Origin of the sequence: Flavobacterium zhoui (genome assembly GCF_042787235.1) — a bacterium.
Classification (GTDB): domain Bacteria; phylum Bacteroidota; class Bacteroidia; order Flavobacteriales; family Flavobacteriaceae; genus Flavobacterium; species Flavobacterium zhoui.
Genome location: NZ_JBHZPY010000001.1, coordinates 253,784 through 275,977, shown reverse-complemented (window position 1 = coordinate 275,977; position 22,194 = coordinate 253,784). Strand labels below are relative to the sequence as shown.

Genomic DNA, 22,194 nt, shown 5'->3' with positions numbered 1-22,194 from the left:
CTTAATTTTGAGACTTCGCTTTTGAAGGAACATAATCCAAAATAAGTCTTTGATTTGGATTTAAATATTTCTTGGCTACATCTCTAATTTCTTCTCTCGTTATAGAGTGCAATAGATCAATCTCTGAATTTATTAAATTGACATCACCATAAAGCAAATAATAAGTCGCTAAATTTTCGGCGATTCCTTCCAGATTCCCATTCTTGTTTACAAAACGATTATCAAATGTATTTTTCAATTTCTGGAAATCTTTCGTCGAAATCAATTCGGTTTGCATTTTTACAATCTCTTCATCAACTTCTTTTATTAAATCCTCAGAAGTATGCGTTCCCATCGGCAATCCATACAAAATATACATTCCGTAATCTTCCTGACTAAAACCAACAGCGTCAATTTGTAACGCCATTTTTTTCTCATCAACTATTTTTTTGTAAAGTTTAGAACTTTTCCCGTCACTTAAATAAGACGAAATCAAATCCAATACTCTGGCATCTCTCGTTTTCATTGACGGAGTTCTGTAAGTGGCCACAACCATTGGAATCTGAATATTATGATCCTCGTATTTCGCTCTTATAGTTTGCGTAATCGGTTCTTCGACAAAAGTTTGTTTTTTTATGTCTTTTCCCCTTTGGATTGATCCAAAATATTTCTCAATCCATTCCTTGGCTTTGGCATTTTCGAAATCTCCTGCAACAACCAGTACGGCATTATTTGGAACATAAAACTTTTTATTAAAAGCTTGAAATTCTTCTAAAGTCGCAGCATCTAAATGCTCCATCGAGCCAATTGTAGTCCAACGATAAGGATGATTCTTGAACATATTTTCTTTTACAGCTCCAATAATATTTCCATAAGGCTGATTATCATAACGACTTCTTTTCTCTTCTTTTATTACCCCGTTTTGCGTGTCAACACCAATTTTATTGATTACCGGATGCATTAATCTTTCGGATTCCATCCAAAGTGCCAATTCTAAATTGTTCGATGGAAACACTTCGTAATAATAAGTACGATCATCTGAGGTATTGGCGTTATTTACTCCGCCATTGGACGTAACGATTTTAAACCACTCGCCTCTTTTTATATTTTCTGTTCCTTCGAATAATAAATGTTCGAAAAAATGGGCAAATCCTGTTCTGTCCGGCGTTTCATCCTTAGAACCCACATGATACATAACAGACGTTACAACAACTGGTGCCGATGGATCGTTATGTAATATGACGTGCAAGCCATTATCTAAATCGTATTCTTCGAAAGCTATTTTTTGAGCCGAAGCTATTCCTCCAAGCATAAGTGCAGTACTTAACATTATTATTACTTTATTCATAGGGATTAATACATTTCTATTTGCAATAGATAAAAACGAAAATAATTCTACTTCAAAAATACCTTTTTTTAATGACGATTGTCAGATCATTTTAATTTTCAATTAATTTTAACAAATTTCACAGGAGATTAATATAGTTCCAAAGGAGATAACCGACTGAAAAACAAAGTATAGAATAGGAACATTATTTTTTTGTTTAAGAGATTGCGGGATAAATATTTAATTGTATATTTGCAACCTTAAAAATTATTAAAACAATTCAGTATGTATGCAATCGTAGAGATAGCAGGGCAACAGTTCAAAGTAAGCAAAGACTTAAAGGTTTATGTTAACCGTTTGACTAATGAAGAAGGTTCAAAAGTTTCTTTTGACAAAGTTCTTTTATTAGATGATAACGGAGCAATCACTTTAGGCGCCCCAGCTATAGAAGGTGCTTCAGTAGAAGCTAAAGTGTTACAACACTTAAAAGGAGATAAAGTTATCGTTTTCAAAAAGAAAAGAAGAAAAGGATACAAAAAGAGAAACGGTCACAGACAGTATCTTACTCAAATTGTAATTGAAGGTATTACTGGTGTTGGTGCAAAGAAAGCAGCTCCTAAAAAAGCAGCAGTTGAAGCAACTACAGAAGAAGTTGAAGCTCCTAAGAAAAAGGTAGCTAAAGCTAAAAAAGAAGACACAAAAGAATAATAACAAAATAAAACTAATACGTCATGGCTCACAAGAAAGGTGTCGGTAGTTCTAAGAATGGTAGAGAATCAGAATCAAAACGTTTAGGCGTTAAGATATTTGGTGGTCAAGCTGCTATTGCTGGGAACATCATCGTAAGACAAAGAGGTTCAAAACATAATCCAGGTGAAAACGTTTACATCAGTAAAGATCACACACTACACGCAAGAGTAGATGGAGTTGTTTTCTTCCAGAAGAAAAGAGATAACAAATCGTATGTTTCTATACTTCCATTCGAAGTTGAAGCATAATTGATTTTCTCAATTATTTAAAAACCCGTTTCGTGAGAAACGGGTTTTTTTGTCTCCTCTCCCACCCTAAAGTCTCGGGACTCTAAGAAGGAAAGAGAGACGAAATTGATGATTTTTATTTTTAGATTAAAAAAGCTCTTAGCCTTTGAACGCTGCGAGCTTTGCGTAAGCGATAGCAGTGAAAATTCTTTTATGCAGCGCAGCGAAATAAAAGATTGCAACGAATAGCCCGACCCGTAGTTTTTACGAAGGGTCAAGCCAAAAAAACATGGCATTTTTACCAAGGTTATATAAATCTAAAAATCTAATTTCACACTAGCATCTGTAATATAGTTTCATACTCTAATTAGACGGGTTAAATGAAAATCCCACGCTAAAAAACAATCTCACTTTGTCAATATTATTTATCCATGAAGTGTCAAAATGAATAGGCCCTAAAATCGATTGATAGGAAATCGCTGCTCCTCCTGACATCAACAAACTGGTTTCTTTATTGTCGTCCCAATTTGCCTTTGTATAAGAGACGTCAGTTATGTATTCGTTAAAGTTGCCATAGCCAATGGATGCAATATTGAAATGTGGAGTCAGGTAAAATTTACCCAAGGGATTCAATTGTACGCCAAGTTTAATAGACATAAATTGAGTAACACTCAGCTCGTCCTCATGAAGCCCAGGAAAAACGAAACGATTACTGCCGGAACTTGGAATAAAACCTCCAAGGAAATATTTTGCAGCATAGCCATAATTAGAAAAAGAGCCTGCATTATCTTTTACCTTGTCTTGAAAAATAAAATTAGCATCAAATCCTATTATACCAGTAATCTTCTTTTTAATTTGAAGTCTTTTTTCAAATGCGAATCCTACTTTAGTGAAGTTATTTGTTGACCCCGAAAAATCGGTTGAATCCGCTTCCGTAAAAGCTATATTAATGCCATTGTGAAGCGATCGATTTATATTTGCTTTTAAAATTGTTCCATTTGTTGCAAAAAAAACTTTATCCATCCCATTTCGTGAATAATGTGCGCTTACTTCTAAGTTGCTAAAATTATAGTTCTTAAGAGATAGTACATTATCATTTATATCGGGATCATGTTTAGGCTTCACCACGGTGTAACTATAATTTAATCCAAATCCAAGATAACTGTTCAGTGAATTCAAATTTCGATTTACTTCATTATTGAATTCGACAGCTTTGTACAGCATATTATCTACTGATTTTCCATCAACGAAGATTTCCTGTTGTAGGAATGCACCATAGAGTTCCGTTCCCCACCACCAGTCTTTCTTTTTTCCAAAATTTTTCTGAAAATCAATTCTTACTTTTGGTTGTTCTGCTATATCTGCAGTAAAAAGAAGGCGGGAAGATTCAGCTAGAACGTTTCTTGCATTATAGTTAAAAATTAGCCCAACTCCTCTATAAGTGTCATAATGCAGGGAGGCATTAACTTGGTTTTTAGAAAATTCTAACCCGTTTATCAGCAATCCTAATTTGTCTTCGTCGTAAACGAAATAACTATAGGTAATTTGGTTAAAAAGATTTGTGCCCATGGCACCATTTATACATGCTGTTAAATCTTTAGTATTATACTTTGTATGTGTTTTGATATTTGTTCGAGCAATAACAAGAGGAAGATTTTCCTTGCTGATGTTTTTATAAACGATCGTGTCGATGACAAATTCGCTGGAAACCTTTGGCAGTTTGTGAGTTCGTTGTTTGAATCCTTTTAATTTTTCTGCTAATGCTACTAATGTGCCTAGATTAAGATTGGTTGCAATTTTACCATCTTTGTAGATTTCGTTGCTTTTTGCAAAATCAGATGTAGAAAATCTCAAGTTAGGCAAGTGATCTATTAAGATGTCACATAGTTTACGATTTTCCGGATCTTTGATGTTACTGGGAAACATGCTAGTTTGCATCAGTACAGCCACAAAGTTGTCTAATTTATCTATAGGTTCCATTCCCCCACCCACGTCACTGCCAATTATAATGTCTGCACCCATTTTTTTAGCAATATCCGTTGGAAAATTATTCATTACGCCACCGTCAACCAAAAGAGTTTTTTCGTAAGGCATGGTTTTAAAAACCACGGGTAATGACATACTCGATCGCATAGCAAAAGCTAAATTTCCTTTGCTGAGAATTACTTCCTTACCATATACAACATCTGTAGCCATTGCTCTAAATGGAATAGCTAACTTATCAAAGTCTTTTACATTATAAACAGGAAAAGTCAGCTCTGTAAGAAATTCTCTTAAATATTGATCATTTAATAAAGAACTCACACTTGTCGGTTTACCATCCTTAATTCCTATTCCAACCAAATATCTCTCAAACTCGCTTTTTTCTTCCACACTGACACTTTTTAAAGACATATCTCGTCCTAGTAGTTTGTCCCAATCGATATTTTTGGCTATTTTTTGAATACTGTCACCAGAATATCCCATTGCATACATTCCTCCAATAACACTTCCCATACTGTTTCCTACAATAAGGTCAGGAACAATGTGCAAGGAGTCTAAAGCTTGTAAGAGTGGGATATGCGCTATTCCTTTGGCGCCACCACCACTTAACACCAAAACCACTTTAGGTTTTTTCCCCTGGGCGGAAACAATTTCACTAAGCGATAAAGAAATTAATAAGACGAATAGATAAGCTATTTTTTCCAAAAGTAGTAGTATTTAATATTTAAAAATAGGAGTAGTATTTTGCTTCTTAAAAAATGTTAATTGACAGGCAAATATAGTATAATTTTGTACATGGTATGTGGTTTGAAGAAGTTACATCTCTTAATAATTTTTTATATATCATTGTCTTTCAGATTGAAAAACAAAAAAAACCCTCGCTCCCGAAACTTCGGGACTGCAAGGGTTCTAAATAATTCAATAATCTAAAAATCTAATTTTAGACTAGTATCTGTAATATTCTGGTTTAAACGGTCCTTCAACTGGAACTCCAATATAATCAGCCTGATCAACACGTAAAGTCTCTAATTCAACACCTAATTTAGCTAAGTGCAACATTGCAACTTTTTCATCTAAATGTTTTGGTAACATATACACGTCATTGTTGTATGCCGCGCTGTTTTTCCACAATTCGATTTGTGCTAAAGTTTGATTTGTAAATGAGTTACTCATTACAAAACTTGGGTGACCTGTAGCACAACCAAGGTTTACCAAACGACCTTCAGCAAGAATAAGAATATCTTTTCCAGCAATAGTATATTTGTCAACTTGTGGTTTGATTTCAATTTTTGATGCACCGTGGTTTTCGTTCAACCAAGCCATATCAATTTCGTTATCAAAATGCCCGATGTTACAAACGATAGTTTTGTCTTTCATTTTTTCGAAATGAGTACCCAAAACGATATCTTTATTTCCAGTAGTAGTGATGATAATATCAGCATTACCAACAACAGTGTCTAATTTTTTAACTTCAAAACCGTCCATTGCCGCTTGTAAAGCACAAATTGGGTCAATTTCAGTAACGGTAACAATAGAACCAGCACCTCTAAAAGAAGCTGCAGTTCCTTTACCTACGTCACCGTAACCACAAACGATTACTCTTTTTGCAGCAAGCATAATATCAGTTGCACGACGAACCGCATCAACTGCAGATTCTTTACAACCGTATTTGTTATCAAATTTCGATTTAGTAACCGAGTCATTCACGTTGATTGCAGGCATTGGCAATGTTCCTGCTTTTACTCTTTCGTACAATCTGTGAACTCCAGTTGTAGTTTCTTCAGATAGTCCTTTAATTCCAGCAACCAATTCCGGGAAACGGTCAATAACCATATTCGTCAAATCTCCACCGTCATCAAGAATCATGTTCAATGGTTTTCTGTCTTCACCAAAGAATAATGTTTGCTCAATACACCAGTCAAAATCAACTTCGTTCAAACCTTTCCAAGCATAAACTTGAATTCCTGCAGCAGCAATTGCAGCAGCAGCTTGATCTTGAGTAGAGAAAATGTTACAAGAACTCCAAGTCACTTCAGCACCAAGAGCAATTAAAGTTTCAATCAAAACCGCAGTTTGGATTGTCATGTGCAAACATCCAGCAATACGAGCACCAGCAAGTGGTTGTTCGTTTTTGTATTCAGCACGAAGCGCCATTAAACCTGGCATTTCAGCTTCTGCTAGTTCAATTTCTTTTCTTCCCCAAGCCGCTAGAGAAATGTCTTTAACTTTGAAAGCCACAAAAGGCATAGTTGTAGTACTCATTTATAGTATATTTGTAATTACTTCGTCCGTTCGCCTTTAGGCTCGGGCGTAAAATTTTTTTGCAAATTTACGGAATAACTTTAGAATTTAACTGTTTTCTAAAAGATTTATGAATTGTTTAATTCGCTAATCTTTTGAACATTAACTAAATAATTTCATTAAGTTGGACTTGTTTCAGTTTCTGGAGCTATTTCCCGTTATTCGCTATATCTTTTTCCACGCAAAAAAGCCTGAAAAAAGGATGCCGCTGCTACCGGGGCTAAAAAACGAAACTAAAAAAACGATGCCGCTTTTCAAAACCATAAACTTCAATTCCACGACCCAAATTCTCGTTTGGAAAGTAACTGAATCCTTTACAGAACTATTTGAACAAGTCGTCTTAAATGATAGCAATCGCATGCGCCTTGACGGAATGAAATCCGAAATGCACCGGCGCGCTTTTCTTAGTGTTCGCAAGTTGTTACAGGAAACAGGCCACACCGATTTAGATTTGTATTATGACGAATTCGGCAAACCGCATCTTCATGGAGAGAAGCATATTTCGATAACACATTCCCATAATTTTTCGGCAATTATTATCAGTCACGAAACCGTAGGTATCGACATCGAATTGCAAAGAGACAAAATCATCCGAATCGCAGATAAATTCTGTGACTCAGAATTTCAATTCTTATCGCCAAGCTTTGAGACTGAAAAAAAACAAAATTACATTCGGAAATTGACCGTAATTTGGGGAGCCAAAGAAGCCATTTTTAAAATCCGAAATGAAAAAGGAATTAGTTTTAAAAATCATATAAATGTTTATGAATTTGAATTAAACGCTAAACAAAATAAAGCTGCTCTCCATTTTAATAAATTAATTAAATATTTCAATATTCATTTTGAAGAATTAGAGGATTTTACTTTGGTTTACGCCTTTGAAAATTAAAAAAACATCCAAATTTGCGAATTAGCAGTAAAAACTATGACTAAGATTTACAACGATATTTTAAAATTTAAAAGCGAAAGTAAAAAATTGCTTGCTATTCTTCTGGATCCTGATAAAGTAGTTTTAGAAAATCTGGTTGTTTTAATTTCTAAAATCAATCAGTCTCCTGCAACCCACATTTTCATTGGCGGAAGCCAGGTCAAAACTAATATTCTTGATGAGTTAATTACAATAATCAGACAAAACTGTAATTTACCGGTAGTTCTATTCCCAGGAAACCCGTCGCAGATTTCAGATAAAGCCGATGCCATTTTATTTTTGTCTTTGATTTCTGGTCGCAATTCTGACTTTTTAATTACACATCAGGTAAAAGCAGCACCCTATTTAAAACAGACCCAACTCGAAATTATTTCTACAGGTTATATTTTGGTTGAAAGCGGTAGTGAAACTGCCGTAGAACGAATTAGTAAAACAAAACCTTTAGACAGAAATAATCTAGATTTAGCATTGGCAACAGCACAAGCTGGTGAAATGTTAGGCAATAAATTAATATATCTGGAAGCAGGAAGCGGAGCAAAACAAGCTGTGCCTCTAGAAATGATACAAATAGTATCAAAAAACACCCAAATTCCTCTAATTGTTGGCGGCGGAATCATAGATTTGCACGGAATTGAACAAGCCTATGATTCAGGCGCTGATATAGTGGTGATTGGGACTGCGTTTGAAAACGATATTAATTTTTTTGATATCGCATTGTCTTCAGCTGTATATTCAAAAGACTAAATTTTAAAATAGAAATGATAGATTTTTTTTTAAATGCCTACAAAGAGGCTACCACAACTCAAATTCTACTAGAATTCATAGCTTTCGTATTTGGAATTCTAAGCGTTTGGTACGCACGAAAAGAAAATATTTTAGTTTACCCCACGGGACTTATCGCAACAATTATTACGGTCTATTTACTATTTCTTGCAGGCTACATAGGAGATATGTTAATCAACGGCTATTTTTCAATTATGAGTATTTATGGATGGTACAAATGGACCAGAAAAACAAAAGACAATGATAACTTACCAATAACAAGAACGAATAAAAATGAAAAAATAATTGGAATTTTATTGTTTTTTATCACAATTTTTGTAGTTTTCGGGATATATAATCTATTTGACTATACAATTCATAGTGATAATTATATAGATATTATTTCCTCAGGAATATTTTTCACGGGGATGTGGTATATGGCCAACAAAAAAATTGAAAATTGGACTCTTTGGATTATTGGAGATCTAATTGTTACACCTTTATATGCTTATCGCGGACTTGGGATCTTAGCTTTGCAATATTTAATTTTTACAATTTTAGCTATTTTAGCGTATTTAGAATGGAGAAAAATCTTAAACAGCAAGAAACTGCAATCTTAAAAATTGCGCTCTTCGGACCTGAAAGTACCGGCAAAACAACATTAGCAAAACAACTGGCTGAACACTACAAAACGGTTTGGGTAGCTGAGTTTGCACGTGACTACCTGCAGCAAAAATGGGATAATGAAAAACGAATTTGCGAAAGTAATGATATGCTACCTATTGCATACGGCCAAACTTATTTAGAAAATGAAGGAGCAACCGTTGCCAATAAATATCTTTTTTGCGACACTAATCTACTGGTAACCAAAGTTTTTTCAGAAGTTTATTATAATTATTGCGACCCTTTACTAAACAAAGCAGCACTAGAACACGAATATGATTTGTTTTTTCTCACGGACATTGATGTTCCATGGGAAAAAGATGACTTAAGAGATAAAGCCGATGGTAGAGAATCTGTTTTTGCCGTTTTTAAACAGACGTTGATCGATAATAAAAAACCATTTATTCCGCTATCAGGAGACAAAGATTCACGTTTGCAAAAAGCAATTGCAATTATTGATGACTTGACAATCATAAAAAACATGGGACTTTCCTCTCTTGATTTTATCCAAATATATGAACATGGAATTCCAATTCAAAATATTCAAAAACAATTGCAAGTTTTCAAAAAGGGTATCCCAAAAACCGTCTTAGTTGAACCTGCAACTTTATCAAACGGAATTTTAAAACTTTCCGAAAATGAATTTAAACAAAAGGCCGCTTATTTTGACATCCATAAATCTAATTTAAATCTACTGAAATTCGTGCCGGCATCTGGTGCCGCAAGCAGAATGTTTAAATTTTTAAACACTTTTTTGAATGAGTTTGATTTCGAAAACGAAAGTATCAATGCTTATGTAAACAGAAAAAAAGATGCAGAGCTATCTATTTTTATTATCGGCATGGAAAAATTTCCTTTTTTCAAAGAAATAGATAAAAAATTAAAAGAAGCATTTACGGGTTTTGATTCTCTAGAAAGAGATTATAAGAATTATTACTTTATAAAGTTATTGTTATCTTCTGACTATTTTGATTTTGCCAATAAACCAAAAGGAATTTTACCATTCCACAAATACTCGACAGGGATAGCGACACCTATTGAAGAGCATTTGTATGAGTGCGGCTATTATAGCAGCTCCAACGGAAACTCTCTTTTACATTTTACAGTATCCGAAACGCATCAAGAGCAATTTGAAAACATAATAAATCTTACGAAAAACACAGTAGAAAAAGAATCGAAAACAGCAATAAACATAAGTTTTTCTTGCCAAAACAAAAGCACTGACACTCTTGCTGTTGACACAACGAACAATCCATTCAGAACTAACACAGGTGAATTACTATTTAGACCAGGAGGTCATGGTGCTCTAATTGAAAACCTAAATGTATTAAATGCAGATATTATTTTTATCAAAAACATCGATAATGTCATTCAAAATAATAATGAAAAAATAGCCTTCTATAAAAAAGCTCTGGCTGGAACATTGATTGAACTTCAGCAACAAATTTTTAGTTATTTGACTCTTATTGAACTAAAAAAGGTTGGAATCATAGAAATTGAAGAAATTTTAAAATTCCTCAAAGAAAAATTAAATGTAGAAACAGCAAATGAAGCGGATGCATTAAGCTTAGAAAATAAAATCAGTATAATTAAAGACAAATTAAACAGACCTATTCGGGTATGCGGGATGGTTAAAAATGAGGGCGAACCTGGAGGAGGTCCGTTTTGGGTCAGAGATGAAAATGACGCGGTTTCATTACAAATAGTAGAATCGTCGCAAGTTGACTTAAACAATGAAAGTCAAGTTACTATTTTAGCAGATGCCACTCATTTTAATCCTGTTGACTTAGTTTGCGGAATTAAAAATTATAAAAACGAAAAATTTGATTTAACGAAGTTTGTCGACCACAATAGTGGTTTCATTGTTGAGAAAAATACCTCAAATACACAAATCAAAGCATATGAATTGCCTGGTTTATGGAATGGTGCTATGGCAAATTGGATTACCATATTTGTTCAAGTACCTTTAATTACCTTTAATCCAGTAAAAAGCGTAAATGATTTATTAAAATCGGCACACCAGCCTCAATAAAATTGGAAAAAGAAAAAATCATATCAGAATTAACGTTGAAAGCCGTTCGAAGTAGTGGTGCTGGCGGACAAAATGTAAACAAGGTTTCCTCTAAAGTGGTTTTGACTTTTGATTTGAAAAACTCACAAGCATTGACCGAAGAGGAAAAATTACGTCTGGAAACTAAATTATCCTCACGGCTAACAACAGTTTTAGTTTTGATTTTGAACTGTGATGAAGATCGAAGTCAATTGAAGAATAAAGAAATTGTAATAAAACGCTTTTTGGAAATCATAAAAAATGGATTACTTGTCCCCAAAGAAAGAAGAGCCACTAAAATTCCAAAATCTGTTATTAGAAAGCGAATCAAGTATAAAAAAAATATTTCTGAAGTCAAGAAAAATCGGAGAAAACCAGATTTAAATTAATTTCGTTTTTTGGGTTCTAATTATTTTTCAAAATCTAAGGGTCAAACAATCTAAAAATCTAAAAATCTTTTCTAAATTTGCACCGTCTCAAAGGGGTGCTCTAAATAACGAGCTGAGATTATACCCAACGAACCTGAACAGGTAATGCTGTTAAGGGAAAAAATGACAAAAAAAATAGCGTGCACACTATCGATTTGTCATAGGAAACAATCATTTTAATTTAACAAAAGAATAATTCCCCCTTTTATTCGTAATCTTTTTACGGATGAATACTCTATTTTATTTTATTGGCCGCAAAGGCACAAAGACACAAAGTTCGAGATTATTGCTGTCTATTATCTTTTCTCTATTATCCTTTTATTCCTTTTCACAAGTCAAAGACACCACTAAAGTCAACCAACTCGATGAAGTCTTGGTTTCGGCAGTTCGAGTTACTTCAAAAACTCCAGTAAGTTTTAGCAATTTGGACAAAAAAGAAATCAAGTTCCGGAATTTAGGACAAGATATTTCCATTCTGATGAATTATTTACCTTCAGTTGTGACGACTTCTGATGCTGGAAACGGTGTCGGATATACTGGAATACGTGTTCGTGGTAGCGATGCGACGAGAGTAAATGTAACCATTAACGGAATTCCTTACAATGACTCTGAAAGTCACGGAACCTATTGGGTGAATATGCCAGATTTCGCTTCTTCGGTGGAGAGTTTGCAATTGCAACGCGGTGTAGGAACCTCGACAAATGGAGCTGGTGCTTTTGGTGCGAGTTTAAACATGTTGACTGATTCCTATTCTGATAAAGCAACGGGAGAAATTTCAAACTCTTTTGGAAGTTTTAATACTCAAAAGCATACTGTGAAATTCAGTACGGGATTGATTAATGATCATTTTGAATTGGCGGGACGTTTGTCTGCGTTGAAATCGGATGGTTATATTGACAGAGCGGCATCAGATTTAAAATCTTATTTCCTTCAGGGAACGTATGTTGGTAAAACGACTTTAATTAAAGCTTTGGCTTTTGGCGGAAAAGAAAAAACCTACCAATCCTGGAACGGAATTGACGAAGCAACTTTAAACAGTGACAGAACCTTTAATTCATCTGGCATTTCTACAGACGAATTTGGAAAAACAAGGTTTTATGATAATGAAACCGATAATTACCAACAAGACCACTATCAATTACATTGGAACGAAAAAGTTTCCAATAATTGGAGTACGAACTTAGCTTTTCATTATACTAAAGGAAAAGGATATTATGAGAATTATAAAGAAGATGCGAAGTTTTCAAGTTATGGTTTGACTCCAATCGTTATTAATGGGGCAACAATAAACACAACCGATTTAATCCGTCAAAAATGGTTGGATAATGATTTCTACGGAACCACATTTTCTGCGAATTATAAGAGTGATAAACTGGACGTCATTTTTGGTGGTGGTTATAACAAATATGAAGGAAACCATTTTGGGAAAGTAATTTGGGCAAGATATGCTTCACAAAGTGAATTGGGAGATCATTATTATGATGATTTTGCGGTTAAAACCGATGGAAATATTTTTGCAAAAGCAAATTATCAAATCGCAGCAAAAATAAGCCTATTTGGAGATTTACAGCTTAGAAACGTGCACTATAAAGTCAATCGTTATGAAACAGGCCTGGTAAATGACACCTTTAATTTCTTCAACCCGAAGGCAGGTTTGAATTACGATATTAATACTAATAATAAGCTGTATTTTTCCTATGCAAGAGCTAATCGGGAACCTAACAGAACGGATTATGAAGGCGGAAATGCGAAACCAGAAAAGTTGAATGACTTTGAAATGGGTTGGCGATATGATGCTGATAAAGTACAATTCAATTCGAATGTGTATTATATGGCTTATAAAGACCAGTTGATTTTAACTGGAAAACTAGATGACGTAGGAAGTCCGATTCGCTCTAACAGCGAAAAAAGTTACCGTTTAGGATTAGAGGTTGACGCTACGATTGCTTTATCAAAACAATTTATTATTCGTCCAAATTTTACTTTAAGCAGTAATAAAAATATTGATTTAGCTGTAGAAGGAGAGAATTATGGAACTACTGATATTGCTTATTCGCCATCAGTTATAGTGGGAAATATTATTGTTTATAAACCTTTAGAAAACCTTCAAATTTCATGGTTACAAAAATTTGTAGGCGAACAATACATGAATAACATTGAATTGCCTGCAGCAAAGTTGGCTAATTATTTTGTGAATGATTTGAATATCGCTTATGAAATCAAACCGAAATCAGTTTTCAAATCAATTGTAATTACAGGTTTGGTTAATAACATTCTTGATAAGAAATACGTCTCAAATGGGTATATGTACGACGTTTATCCGTATTATTATCCACAAGCCGGAATCAACTTCTTGGCTGGTTTGACATTGAAGTTTTAGAAAAATATCAACTAAAATTTTAGAAATCCTGACGGTCTGATTTGGACTGTCAGGATTTTTTTAGTTTTAATTATAAACCCGGAGTACATTTCCATTTACTTCTACACGATATTGTTTCAAAGGATATTGCGCCCCGCCTTGGGCTTGACCCGTAAACAAACTGTATTCTTTGCTGTCACAAGCGCAAATTATGTTTATTCCTTTAAGAGTCATCGTAGAACAAGAGCTCAATGCTTGATTGGGACAGGCAGCATCAAAAGCATTATATCCGCTTCCGGTATTGAATACAAATATTCCTTTGGCTCCAACACCAGAATAATAAATAGCATTGCTGGGATACTGAAGACTAGAATAGGCGGGCAAATTCATATTGAGATCTATGGTAAAAGTATAATTAGGCAGGTAAGGATTTTTATTGGTAAAACCATTGTCACTGCAGGAAAAGAATATGGATAAAAAAGTCAATAGTAGAATGAATTTTTTCATTTTCTAAAATTTTGTAAAAGAATTAGTGAAACAAATTTAATTTATTTAACTTTGAATTATATATGATTAACATATATTTATAGGCTAAAAAAATTAATAGTATCTTTGTGGAAAGAAATCCCGTCCTGATGGGATTTTTTCTATTTATATAAACGATCAAGTTATGAGTACAGTATCTTATTACACGGCAGAAGGATTAAAAAAATTAAGAGAAGAATTAGATTATTTAAAAAGTGTAATGCGTCCAAAAGCATCCGCAGATATAGCTGAGGCAAGAGACAAAGGTGACTTGTCTGAAAATGCCGAGTATGATGCAGCCAAAGAAGCACAAGGAATGCTCGAAATGCGTATTGCTAAGATGGAAGAAGTACATTCTAATGCCAGATTAATTGACGAGTCTCATTTAGATCTTTCTAAAGTATTGGTTTTATCTAACGTAAAAATCAAAAACCAAACCAACGGAATGGAAATGACTTATACATTAGTTGCCGAAAGTGAAGCTGATTTGAAAACAGGAAAAATATCTGTAACCTCACCAATTGGTAAAGGTTTATTGGGGAAATCAGTAGGAGAATTTGCAGAAATAACAGTCCCAAACGGAGTTTTGAAATTTGAGATTTTAGAAATTTCACGCGACTAAATAGTTAAAGGTTTGATCGGTTAATTGTTTAACCGATTAACCCATTCAACAATTAACCAATTCTATAATGTCAAGTATATTTACAAAAATTATAAAAGGAGAAATTCCTTGTTATAAAATTGCTGAAGACGATAATTTTTTGGCTTTTTTGGATGTGAATCCAAACGCCAAAGGACATACACTTTGCATTCCAAAACTGGAAATTGATAAGATTTTTGATATCGAAGATGACTTGTATATTGGGCTGATGCAGTTTTCCAAAAAAATTGCTGTTGCACTAGAAAAAGCAGTTCCTTGTAAAAGAATAGGAATGGCGGTTATAGGACTTGAAGTTCCTCATGCTCACGTTCACCTTATTCCTTTGAATGAAATGGACGAAATGCGTTTTCAAAATAAAGTATCACTTTCAAAAGAACAATTTGAAGCAATGGCACTACGTATTAAAGCCAATTTATAATGTTTTTACAAATAAAATAAATTGGTACGATTTTCGTTTAGAAAGGGAATAGGTGAAAACTTATTCCCTTTCTAATTTTGAGCCAGATTGCATGTTGAAAAATATTTATATACTTCTCTCTTTATTTTTATCCATTTTAAGTTTTGGCCAAAGCCAAACAGACTATATGTTAGTTGATGTACAAATCTCTAAAATCCCTACTAGCGCCACTTTTTCAACTAAAGATATTGCCAATTACATCAATTCAAATTTTAAAACAGACAACGACAAAATTCGAGCGATTTTTTATTGGACAGCCTCCAATATAAGCTATGATATGGGGAATAGGTTTACTTTAAATAGCAGAGTAACTTCTGAAAATAAAATAAAAAACATTCTCCAAACCAGAAAGGGAGTTTGTAGTGATTACACAGAAATTTTTAATGATTTAGCGAGTAAAGTGGGTATAAAATCAGTAATCATAAGCGGATATAGCAAACAAAATGGGGTAATTGATACAATTTCTCATGCTTGGTGTGCTGCAAAAATAAACAACAAATGGTATTTATTTGATCCAACCTGGGGTTCAGGTTTTTCAAATAACGGTCGTTTCTTCAAAAAATTAGATAATTCTTATTTTAAAGTTAGTCCTTCACAATCGATCTCTTCCCACATTCCTTTTGATTATTTATGGCAATTTCTGAATTATCCAATCACAAACCAAGAGTTTTACCAGGGCAAAACTCAAATTAATAAATCAAAGAAATACTTCGATTTTGAAAATGAAATTGCAAGATACGAATCATCATCAGAAATCGATAGATTATACGACTCTGCTGAAAGAATAGAAAAGAATGGAGTAGAAAATAATCTAATTTTAGAACGACTAAAAAATAAAGACAAAAACATAAGTTATCTACGTCAAAAAACAAATGTCGAAAAATTGAATATAATTACTAACAATTGCAATCAGGCTATCAGCTTGTTAAATGACTTTATTAATTACAGAAACAAAAGATTCAGTCCTACTCTGCCAGATAACGAAATTAAAAATATGGTTACCACACCAAAACAAAAATTAATTGAATGCCAAAATGCCCTTTATGATATGGGTTACGTTGGAAGCGGAAATTCATCAAATTTAGCGTCGTTAAAAAAATCAATTAATAATGCTTTGGCGCAAACCGAGGAGCATTTAATTTTTGTCCAAAATTATTTAAGCAAAAATAATATGGTCAGAAAAGGAATGTTTACCAAAATAACTTGGTACTGATTAAGCTAAATTAAGATGCCTTTTTAAAACTGACTTGCATCGTCGTTCCTTTTCCTATCTCAGAATTCAGGACTTTTATAGTTCCTTTATGGTATTCCTCTACAATTCTTCTGGTTAAAGAAAGTCCCAAGCCCCAGCCTCTTTTTTTGGTGGTAAATCCCGGTTCAAAAATGGATTTGAATTGTTTTTTTTGAATCCCACCTCCTGTATCTGTAACATTTATTTTCACATGTCCAGCGTCTTGTTCTATTTCTAACGACAATTTTCCTCTCCCTTTCATCGCATCAATAGCATTTTTTACCAAATTTTCGATAGTCCAACTGTGTAAAGTAGGGTTTAATGACACCATTATTGGGGATTTAGGCGCTTTAAAAGAAAATTCAATTTGCTTTGAAAAACGCGACTGCAGATAATCATAGGATTGCAGCGTTTCTTCTATAATGTCTTTGATTTCTAGTTTTGGCTCGGAGCCTATTTTTGAAAAACGATCCGTAATTGTTTGTAATCGTTCAATATCTTTCTCTATCTCAAATGTAGTACTCTCCTCTACATTTTCAGATTTCAATAGTTCCACCCAACCAATTAAGGAAGAAAGTGGTGTGCCTATTTGATGCGCTGTTTCCTTCGCCATTCCTGCCCAAAGTTTGTTTTGAGTGGCCATTTTGTTACTTCGGTAAAAATTGTAAACTACACCACCAAATAGCACTATGATTAACATCAAAGCAATAGGATAATATTTTAGTTTGTTAAGTAAGGCTGAGTTCCCATAATATAGTTTTTGAAACTTTTTTGGTACGTATTCGATTACAATGGGTTCGTTTTCATTTCGTAAATCAGATAAAAAAGCCTTGGCCCTAATTTTATCTTTTACGATTTCTTCATCGATATTAACGGTATTTATGATGCTGTCATTCTCAGTAAGAATAATAGGAATAGAAGTGTTGTTACTGAATATTTGAAGAGGAAGCTCTACATCTGTATTTTCATCAGCATTTTTTAATGTCTTTTGTGCATTTGCCCAAAGGTTCATTTTAAGACGCTCTTCATTTTTGAAGATTTGAAAAAAGGTATAGGTGTTCCACAGAATTAGAGAAATGATAAAGAATGAAGCAAAAATGATGACCCAGCGGGTTGTGTTTTTTTTATCAGAAAACTGCATAAATTAAATTTTGAGGTATAAATATAACGAAATAGTCGCACTATTATTTTAGTTTTCATATTAAGAGCTTTTTTTGATAAAAAACAAAATATTTATTTAACCTTAAATCGGCATTCGTCCTTTATAAATTTAAACCATTTACTTACTTTTGCCTGTTAGCAAACCCCACTCATTATAAACTACGTCATCATGATTACTATTGATCCAAAAAGTATTGAAACTGCAAAGCTACAGGGCTACTTACAAAGTTCCGTGGGGCCAAGACCTATAGCATTTGCCAGTACTATTGACACTAAAGGGAATCCAAATTTATCTCCTTTTAGTTTCTTTAACGTGTTTAGTGCTAATCCGCCAATTCTTATTTTCTCACCTGCTAGGCGTGTGCGAGATAATTCGATAAAACATACTTTAATTAATGCTGAATCTACTGGAGAAGTGGTCATAAATGTGGTGAATTATGATATGGTGCAACAAACGTCTCTTGCAAGTACAGAATATGCTGAGGGCGTAAATGAGTTTCTAAAAGCCGGGTTTACACCAATTCCTTCAGAGGTAGTGAAACCCTTTAGAGTAAAAGAATCGCCAGTTCAATTTGAATGTAAAGTAACTCAAATTATCCCTTTAGGAACTGAAGGTGGAGCAGGCAATTTAATTCTTTGTGAAGTGTTGCGAATTCATATTGACGAATGTATTTTAGATGAAAATGGGTCTATTGACCAATATAAAATAGACTTAGTTTCAAGATTAGGAGGCAACTGGTATTCCAGGTCAAATCAGGGACTTTTTGAAGTCCCAAAACCACTGACAACATTGGGAATCGGAGTTGATGCCATACCTGATTTTATAAAAGAAAGTGCTATTTTTGATGGAAATGATTTGGGGATGTTGGGTAATATTGAGGCCTTGCCTACTTTAGAAGAAGTTAGTATATTTGTAAAACAGAATTTTGCTGTAAAAGGAGTTTTAAGCTCAGATGATCAGGAAAAAGTCCATATCGAAGCTAAAAAATACTTAAATGAAAAAGATGTTTTATCAGCTTGGAAAGTGCTTTTAGCTAAAAAAAATTAATTCAAAACAATAACAAAAAATAACGAAGATGGAAGTTACAGGAAAAATTAAAATGCTTGGAGAAGCTAAAAATGTAGGAAATGGAAGTTTCTTAAAAAGAGAACTAGTTGTAACGACAGAGGAACAATATCCACAACATATTTTAGTGGAATTTGTACAGGACAAATGTGATTTATTGAATAGTTTTAAAGTAGGTGAAGCGGTAAAAGTTTCTATTAATTTAAGAGGACGCGAATGGGTAGATCCACAAGGCGTAACTAAATATTTCAATGCAATCCAAGGTTGGAGAGTAGAAAGAGTTGCCGCTGATGCTCCTAACGCTCAAGTAGCTCCAATGCCAGCTGCTGAAGCATTTGCACCAGCAACAAACTTAAACGAAGAAGAAGCAGACGATTTGCCATTTTAATCATTTGATCTTAATTGATTTTATAAAACAAACCCGACAGCTATTTAACTAATTGTCGGGTTTTATTGTACTATAAAAGATGTATTATTTAACTGCAGAACTGTTTTTTCCTCCCGTCACGCTGACCAATTCGAAAGGTATTCTTGCTCTTGGCGGTGATTTATCGCCTGAACGACTGCACCTCGCTTATAATAGTGGCATTTTCCCTTGGTTCGAAGATGGTGAACCGATAACCTGGTGGTCACCGAATCCAAGAATGGTTTTGTTTTTGGATGAATTGGTAATTTCCAAAAGTATGCGGAACATTCTCAATAGAAATGTCTTTACTGTCACTTTCAATCAAAACTTCAGAGATGTAATTTTGAACTGTCAAGATATAAAACGAGACGGTCAAAACGGAACTTGGATCACTAACGACATGATTGAAGCGTATTGTACACTGCATGAATTAGGAATGGCAAAATCGGTTGAGGTTTGGCAAAATGAGAAATTGGTCGGTGGTTTATATGGAATCGATTTGGGTCATGTTTTTTGTGGTGAAAGTATGTTTTCTTTGGTATCGAATGCTTCAAAAGTAGCTTTTATCGCATTGGTAAACCAGTTAAAGACTACCAATTATAAATTGTTAGATTGCCAGGTTTATAATCCTCATCTCGAAAGCTTGGGCTGTAGGGAAATTGACAGAATCGATTTTATGGAAATATTGAAAAGTGAATAGTTTTTTATTCCTGCAAATTGTGTCCCCAGAATATTATTTATTTTTCCAACAATCTTCTACGTGATCATCGACCATTCCTGTTGCTTGCATATGGGCATAAACTACGGTAGATCCCACAAATTTAAACCCACGTTTTTTTAAATCTTTACTGATAGCGTCAGAAAGTGGAGTGGTGGCAGGAACTTCTTTTAGCGTTTTTCGATTGTTATTTATTAGCTTTCCTCCTGTAAATTCCCAAATGTATTTAGAAAAACTGTCAAATTCATCTTGTACTTTCATAAAGGCAACCGCATTTGAAACTGCTGCGCGAATTTTTAATTGATTGCGAATAATACCTGCGTTTTGAAGTAATTCCTGAATTTTATCTTCGTTATAAAGTGCTACTTTTTTATAGTCAAAATCATCAAAAGCTAATTTGAAGTTTTCTCTCTTTTTTAGGATTGTAATCCAACTTAACCCAGCCTGAAAGGTTTCTAGGATTAGGAATTCAAATAATTTTTGATCATCATAAACGGGAACACCCCATTCTTCATCGTGATATTTTTCATAAATATCAATACCAACGCACCATTTACATCTAGTTTTTTCTTCCATGATTATTCTGTTTCTTCTGATAAATATTTTTTTATTAAATGATGTCCTAAATAAATTAATGGAGTCAATAAAATAGCAATTCCTAATTTGAATGTATAACCAACTATTGCAGAGCTTAAAAAAGTGTCAAAGTTGATTTTTCCGGGCAGCCAAAATGCAATTCCTAATACAATAAAGGAATCAAATAATTGTGAAACTACTGTAGAACCGGTTGTTCGTAGCCATATTTTTCGTTCTCCTGTCCTGTTTTTAAAAAACCAAAAAACGGTTACATCTATTAATTGGGAAACTAAAAATGCGATAATACTACCGGCAATAATCCACATACTTTGACCAAATACGGCATAAAACTGAGAATCATTTACAGGACTAATCCCTTTTGCCGCGGGAACAAGTATGGCTAAAAGTAGAATAATAAAAGCATAAGCAATTAAACAAGCCGTAATATAGGATAGTTTCTTTACTCCTTTTTCTCCAAAATATTCATTGATTAAATCAGTAGTGAGGAAAACTACTGGCCACGGCAAAATTCCGATACTCATAACGAAAGGCCCCACTTGTATCAATTTTCCACCGATTAATTCTGCTACAACAGCATTAGTAATGAAGATTCCCGCTAGGATTACAAACACAATATCTTTTTTAGATCTGAACATAAAAAACTATTAGTTTTCCAAATTTAGTATTTTAATTTCTTTTTAGATAATAAAAAAAACCCATCTTGCCTTTACAACAAAATGGGATTTTATATTTGGTTTAGAAAACTTCTAAGATAAATTTAGAGATTCTGAAACGATTTTAGAATGGTTATCCTAAAGCAGCTCTTTTGAAACCTGTAACGATAAGATCTTTATCTAAAGATTTCGCATAAGCAGCAACGCTCATTTTGTTGTCTTTGATATAATCTTGATTTACTAAAGTATTGTCTTTAAAGAAACGAGCCAATTTACCTTTAGCGATATTGTCTAACATTGCTTCAGGTTTTCCTTCTTGACGTAGGATATCTTTAGCAATTTCGATTTCTTTAGCGATAGTATCAGCATCAACACCAGTTTCGTCTAAAGCGATAGGAGACATAGCTGCAGCTTGCATAGCAATGTTTCTTGCAACTTCATCAGCACCATCTAATTTTGCAGATAAAGCAACTAAAGTAGCGATTTTGTTTCCAGAGTGGATGTAAGAACCGATAAAAGCACCTTCTAATTTTTCGAAAGTTCTAATTTCTAATTTTTCACCGATAACTCCAGTTTGCTCGATTAATTTATCAGCAACAGTCATTCCGTTGAAATCACTTGCTAAAAATTCTTCTTTAGTATTGAAGTTCAATGCTGAATTAGCCATTTCAGTAGCCATTTTCACAAAGTTTTCATTCATACCCACGAAGTCAGTCTCACAGTTTAATGTTATAACTACACCAGCAGTTTTGTCAGCATTTACAACAGCAATTGCAGCACCTTCAGTAGATTCTCTATCTGAACGGTTTGCAGCTACTTTTTGTCCTTTTTTACGTAAGTTTTCGATAGCTAAATCAAAATCTCCGTCTGCTTCAACCAAAGCTTTTTTGCAGTCCATCATTCCTGCACCAGTGATTGTTCTTAATTTATTTACGTCTGCAGCAGTAATTGTTGCCATATTG

At 33.8% G+C, this 22,194-nt stretch carries 22 protein-coding genes; 14 read left to right on the top strand and 8 right to left on the bottom strand.

Features of this window, described 5'->3' with window-relative positions; genetic code table 11:
* Position 1: 1 nt before the first annotated feature.
* Positions 2–1,327, bottom strand: coding sequence for a M16 family metallopeptidase (locus ACFX5F_RS01265; protein ID WP_379849147.1), 1,326 nt, complete (start codon positions 1,325–1,327; stop codon positions 2–4).
* 264 nt (positions 1,328–1,591) lie between these two features.
* Here ACFX5F_RS01265 and rplU point away from each other — a divergent pair, with 264 nt between their 5' ends.
* Positions 1,592–2,014, top strand: coding sequence for a 50S ribosomal protein L21 (rplU, locus tag ACFX5F_RS01260; RefSeq protein WP_379849145.1), 423 nt, complete (start codon positions 1,592–1,594; stop codon positions 2,012–2,014).
* A gap of 23 nt (positions 2,015–2,037) precedes the next feature.
* Positions 2,038–2,304, top strand: coding sequence for a 50S ribosomal protein L27 (gene rpmA / locus ACFX5F_RS01255; RefSeq protein ID WP_035669638.1), 267 nt, complete (start codon positions 2,038–2,040; stop codon positions 2,302–2,304).
* A gap of 342 nt (positions 2,305–2,646) precedes the next feature.
* Here the strand turns inward: rpmA and ACFX5F_RS01250 are convergent, their stop codons facing one another.
* A complete protein-coding gene (locus ACFX5F_RS01250; RefSeq protein ID WP_379849143.1) occupies positions 2,647–4,971 on the bottom strand; it encodes a patatin-like phospholipase family protein in 2,325 nt (774 codons plus the stop codon).
* Between the two features lie 240 nt (positions 4,972–5,211).
* Complete coding sequence (ahcY, locus tag ACFX5F_RS01245; protein WP_379849141.1) at positions 5,212–6,528, bottom strand: adenosylhomocysteinase; 1,317 nt, start codon at positions 6,526–6,528, stop codon at positions 5,212–5,214.
* 283 nt (positions 6,529–6,811) lie between these two features.
* Here ahcY and ACFX5F_RS01240 point away from each other — a divergent pair, with 283 nt between their 5' ends.
* The 6 genes from ACFX5F_RS01240 (at position 6,812) to ACFX5F_RS01215 (ending at position 13,778) form a co-directional block, all read left to right on the top strand.
* Positions 6,812–7,456: a 4'-phosphopantetheinyl transferase family protein gene (locus tag ACFX5F_RS01240; protein WP_379849777.1), complete on the top strand. Its 645-nt coding sequence runs from the start codon at positions 6,812–6,814 to the stop codon at positions 7,454–7,456.
* Between the two features lie 36 nt (positions 7,457–7,492).
* Entirely contained in the window at positions 7,493–8,239 is a 747-nt protein-coding gene (locus ACFX5F_RS01235) for a phosphoglycerol geranylgeranyltransferase (protein ID WP_379849139.1), read from the top strand.
* 14 nt (positions 8,240–8,253) lie between these two features.
* The gene (gene pnuC, locus ACFX5F_RS01230; protein WP_379849137.1) at positions 8,254–8,877 is read left to right on the top strand and encodes a nicotinamide riboside transporter PnuC; all 624 of its coding nucleotides are present in this window, start codon (positions 8,254–8,256) and stop codon (positions 8,875–8,877) included.
* Positions 8,838–10,952: a DUF4301 family protein gene (locus ACFX5F_RS01225; RefSeq protein WP_379849135.1), complete on the top strand. Its 2,115-nt coding sequence runs from the start codon at positions 8,838–8,840 to the stop codon at positions 10,950–10,952. Before pnuC ends, ACFX5F_RS01225 begins: the two co-directional genes overlap by 40 nt.
* 2 nt (positions 10,953–10,954) lie before the next feature.
* The gene (gene arfB / locus ACFX5F_RS01220; protein WP_379849133.1) at positions 10,955–11,359 is read left to right on the top strand and encodes an alternative ribosome rescue aminoacyl-tRNA hydrolase ArfB; all 405 of its coding nucleotides are present in this window, start codon (positions 10,955–10,957) and stop codon (positions 11,357–11,359) included.
* Between the two features lie 265 nt (positions 11,360–11,624).
* A complete protein-coding gene (locus tag ACFX5F_RS01215; protein WP_379849131.1) occupies positions 11,625–13,778 on the top strand; it encodes a TonB-dependent receptor in 2,154 nt (717 codons plus the stop codon).
* 66 nt (positions 13,779–13,844) lie between these two features.
* Here ACFX5F_RS01215 and ACFX5F_RS01210 read toward each other — a convergent pair whose 3' ends face one another.
* Positions 13,845–14,264, bottom strand: coding sequence for a Rieske (2Fe-2S) protein (locus ACFX5F_RS01210; RefSeq protein ID WP_379849129.1), 420 nt, complete (start codon positions 14,262–14,264; stop codon positions 13,845–13,847).
* A 163-nt stretch (positions 14,265–14,427) separates the two neighbouring features.
* Between ACFX5F_RS01210 and greA the strand changes: the two genes are divergently transcribed.
* From greA to ACFX5F_RS01195, 3 genes are all read left to right on the top strand, one after another.
* Positions 14,428–14,904, top strand: coding sequence for a transcription elongation factor GreA (gene greA, locus ACFX5F_RS01205; protein ID WP_073204618.1), 477 nt, complete (start codon positions 14,428–14,430; stop codon positions 14,902–14,904).
* A 67-nt stretch (positions 14,905–14,971) separates the two neighbouring features.
* Complete coding sequence (locus ACFX5F_RS01200; protein ID WP_379849127.1) at positions 14,972–15,361, top strand: HIT family protein; 390 nt, start codon at positions 14,972–14,974, stop codon at positions 15,359–15,361.
* Between the two features lie 52 nt (positions 15,362–15,413).
* Positions 15,414–16,613, top strand: coding sequence for a transglutaminase domain-containing protein (locus ACFX5F_RS01195; RefSeq protein WP_379849125.1), 1,200 nt, complete (start codon positions 15,414–15,416; stop codon positions 16,611–16,613).
* A 10-nt stretch (positions 16,614–16,623) separates the two neighbouring features.
* On the opposite strand, the gene ACFX5F_RS01190 is transcribed toward ACFX5F_RS01195, so the two are convergent.
* Positions 16,624–17,772, bottom strand: a complete 1,149-nt coding sequence (locus ACFX5F_RS01190; RefSeq protein ID WP_379849123.1) for a sensor histidine kinase — start codon at positions 17,770–17,772, stop codon at positions 16,624–16,626.
* A 189-nt stretch (positions 17,773–17,961) separates the two neighbouring features.
* Here ACFX5F_RS01190 and ACFX5F_RS01185 point away from each other — a divergent pair, with 189 nt between their 5' ends.
* From ACFX5F_RS01185 to aat, 3 genes are all read left to right on the top strand, one after another.
* The gene (locus ACFX5F_RS01185) at positions 17,962–18,840 is read left to right on the top strand and encodes a flavin reductase family protein (protein ID WP_379849121.1); all 879 of its coding nucleotides are present in this window, start codon (positions 17,962–17,964) and stop codon (positions 18,838–18,840) included.
* Between the two features lie 28 nt (positions 18,841–18,868).
* The gene (locus tag ACFX5F_RS01180; protein ID WP_379849119.1) at positions 18,869–19,246 is read left to right on the top strand and encodes a DUF3127 domain-containing protein; all 378 of its coding nucleotides are present in this window, start codon (positions 18,869–18,871) and stop codon (positions 19,244–19,246) included.
* Between the two features lie 79 nt (positions 19,247–19,325).
* A complete protein-coding gene (gene aat, locus ACFX5F_RS01175; protein ID WP_379849117.1) occupies positions 19,326–19,964 on the top strand; it encodes a leucyl/phenylalanyl-tRNA--protein transferase in 639 nt (212 codons plus the stop codon).
* A 33-nt stretch (positions 19,965–19,997) separates the two neighbouring features.
* On the opposite strand, the gene ACFX5F_RS01170 is transcribed toward aat, so the two are convergent.
* The 3 genes from ACFX5F_RS01170 to tsf form a co-directional block, all read right to left on the bottom strand.
* Positions 19,998–20,558, bottom strand: a complete 561-nt coding sequence (locus ACFX5F_RS01170) for a DNA-3-methyladenine glycosylase I (protein ID WP_379849115.1) — start codon at positions 20,556–20,558, stop codon at positions 19,998–20,000.
* Between the two features lie 2 nt (positions 20,559–20,560).
* Positions 20,561–21,214 carry a queuosine precursor transporter gene (locus tag ACFX5F_RS01165; RefSeq protein ID WP_379849113.1) on the bottom strand — a complete coding sequence of 218 codons (654 nt, stop codon included), beginning with the start codon at positions 21,212–21,214 and terminating at the stop codon, positions 20,561–20,563.
* Between the two features lie 151 nt (positions 21,215–21,365).
* Positions 21,366–22,190, bottom strand: a complete 825-nt coding sequence (gene tsf, locus ACFX5F_RS01160) for a translation elongation factor Ts (RefSeq protein ID WP_379849111.1) — start codon at positions 22,188–22,190, stop codon at positions 21,366–21,368.
* Positions 22,191–22,194: the final 4 nt, after the last annotated feature.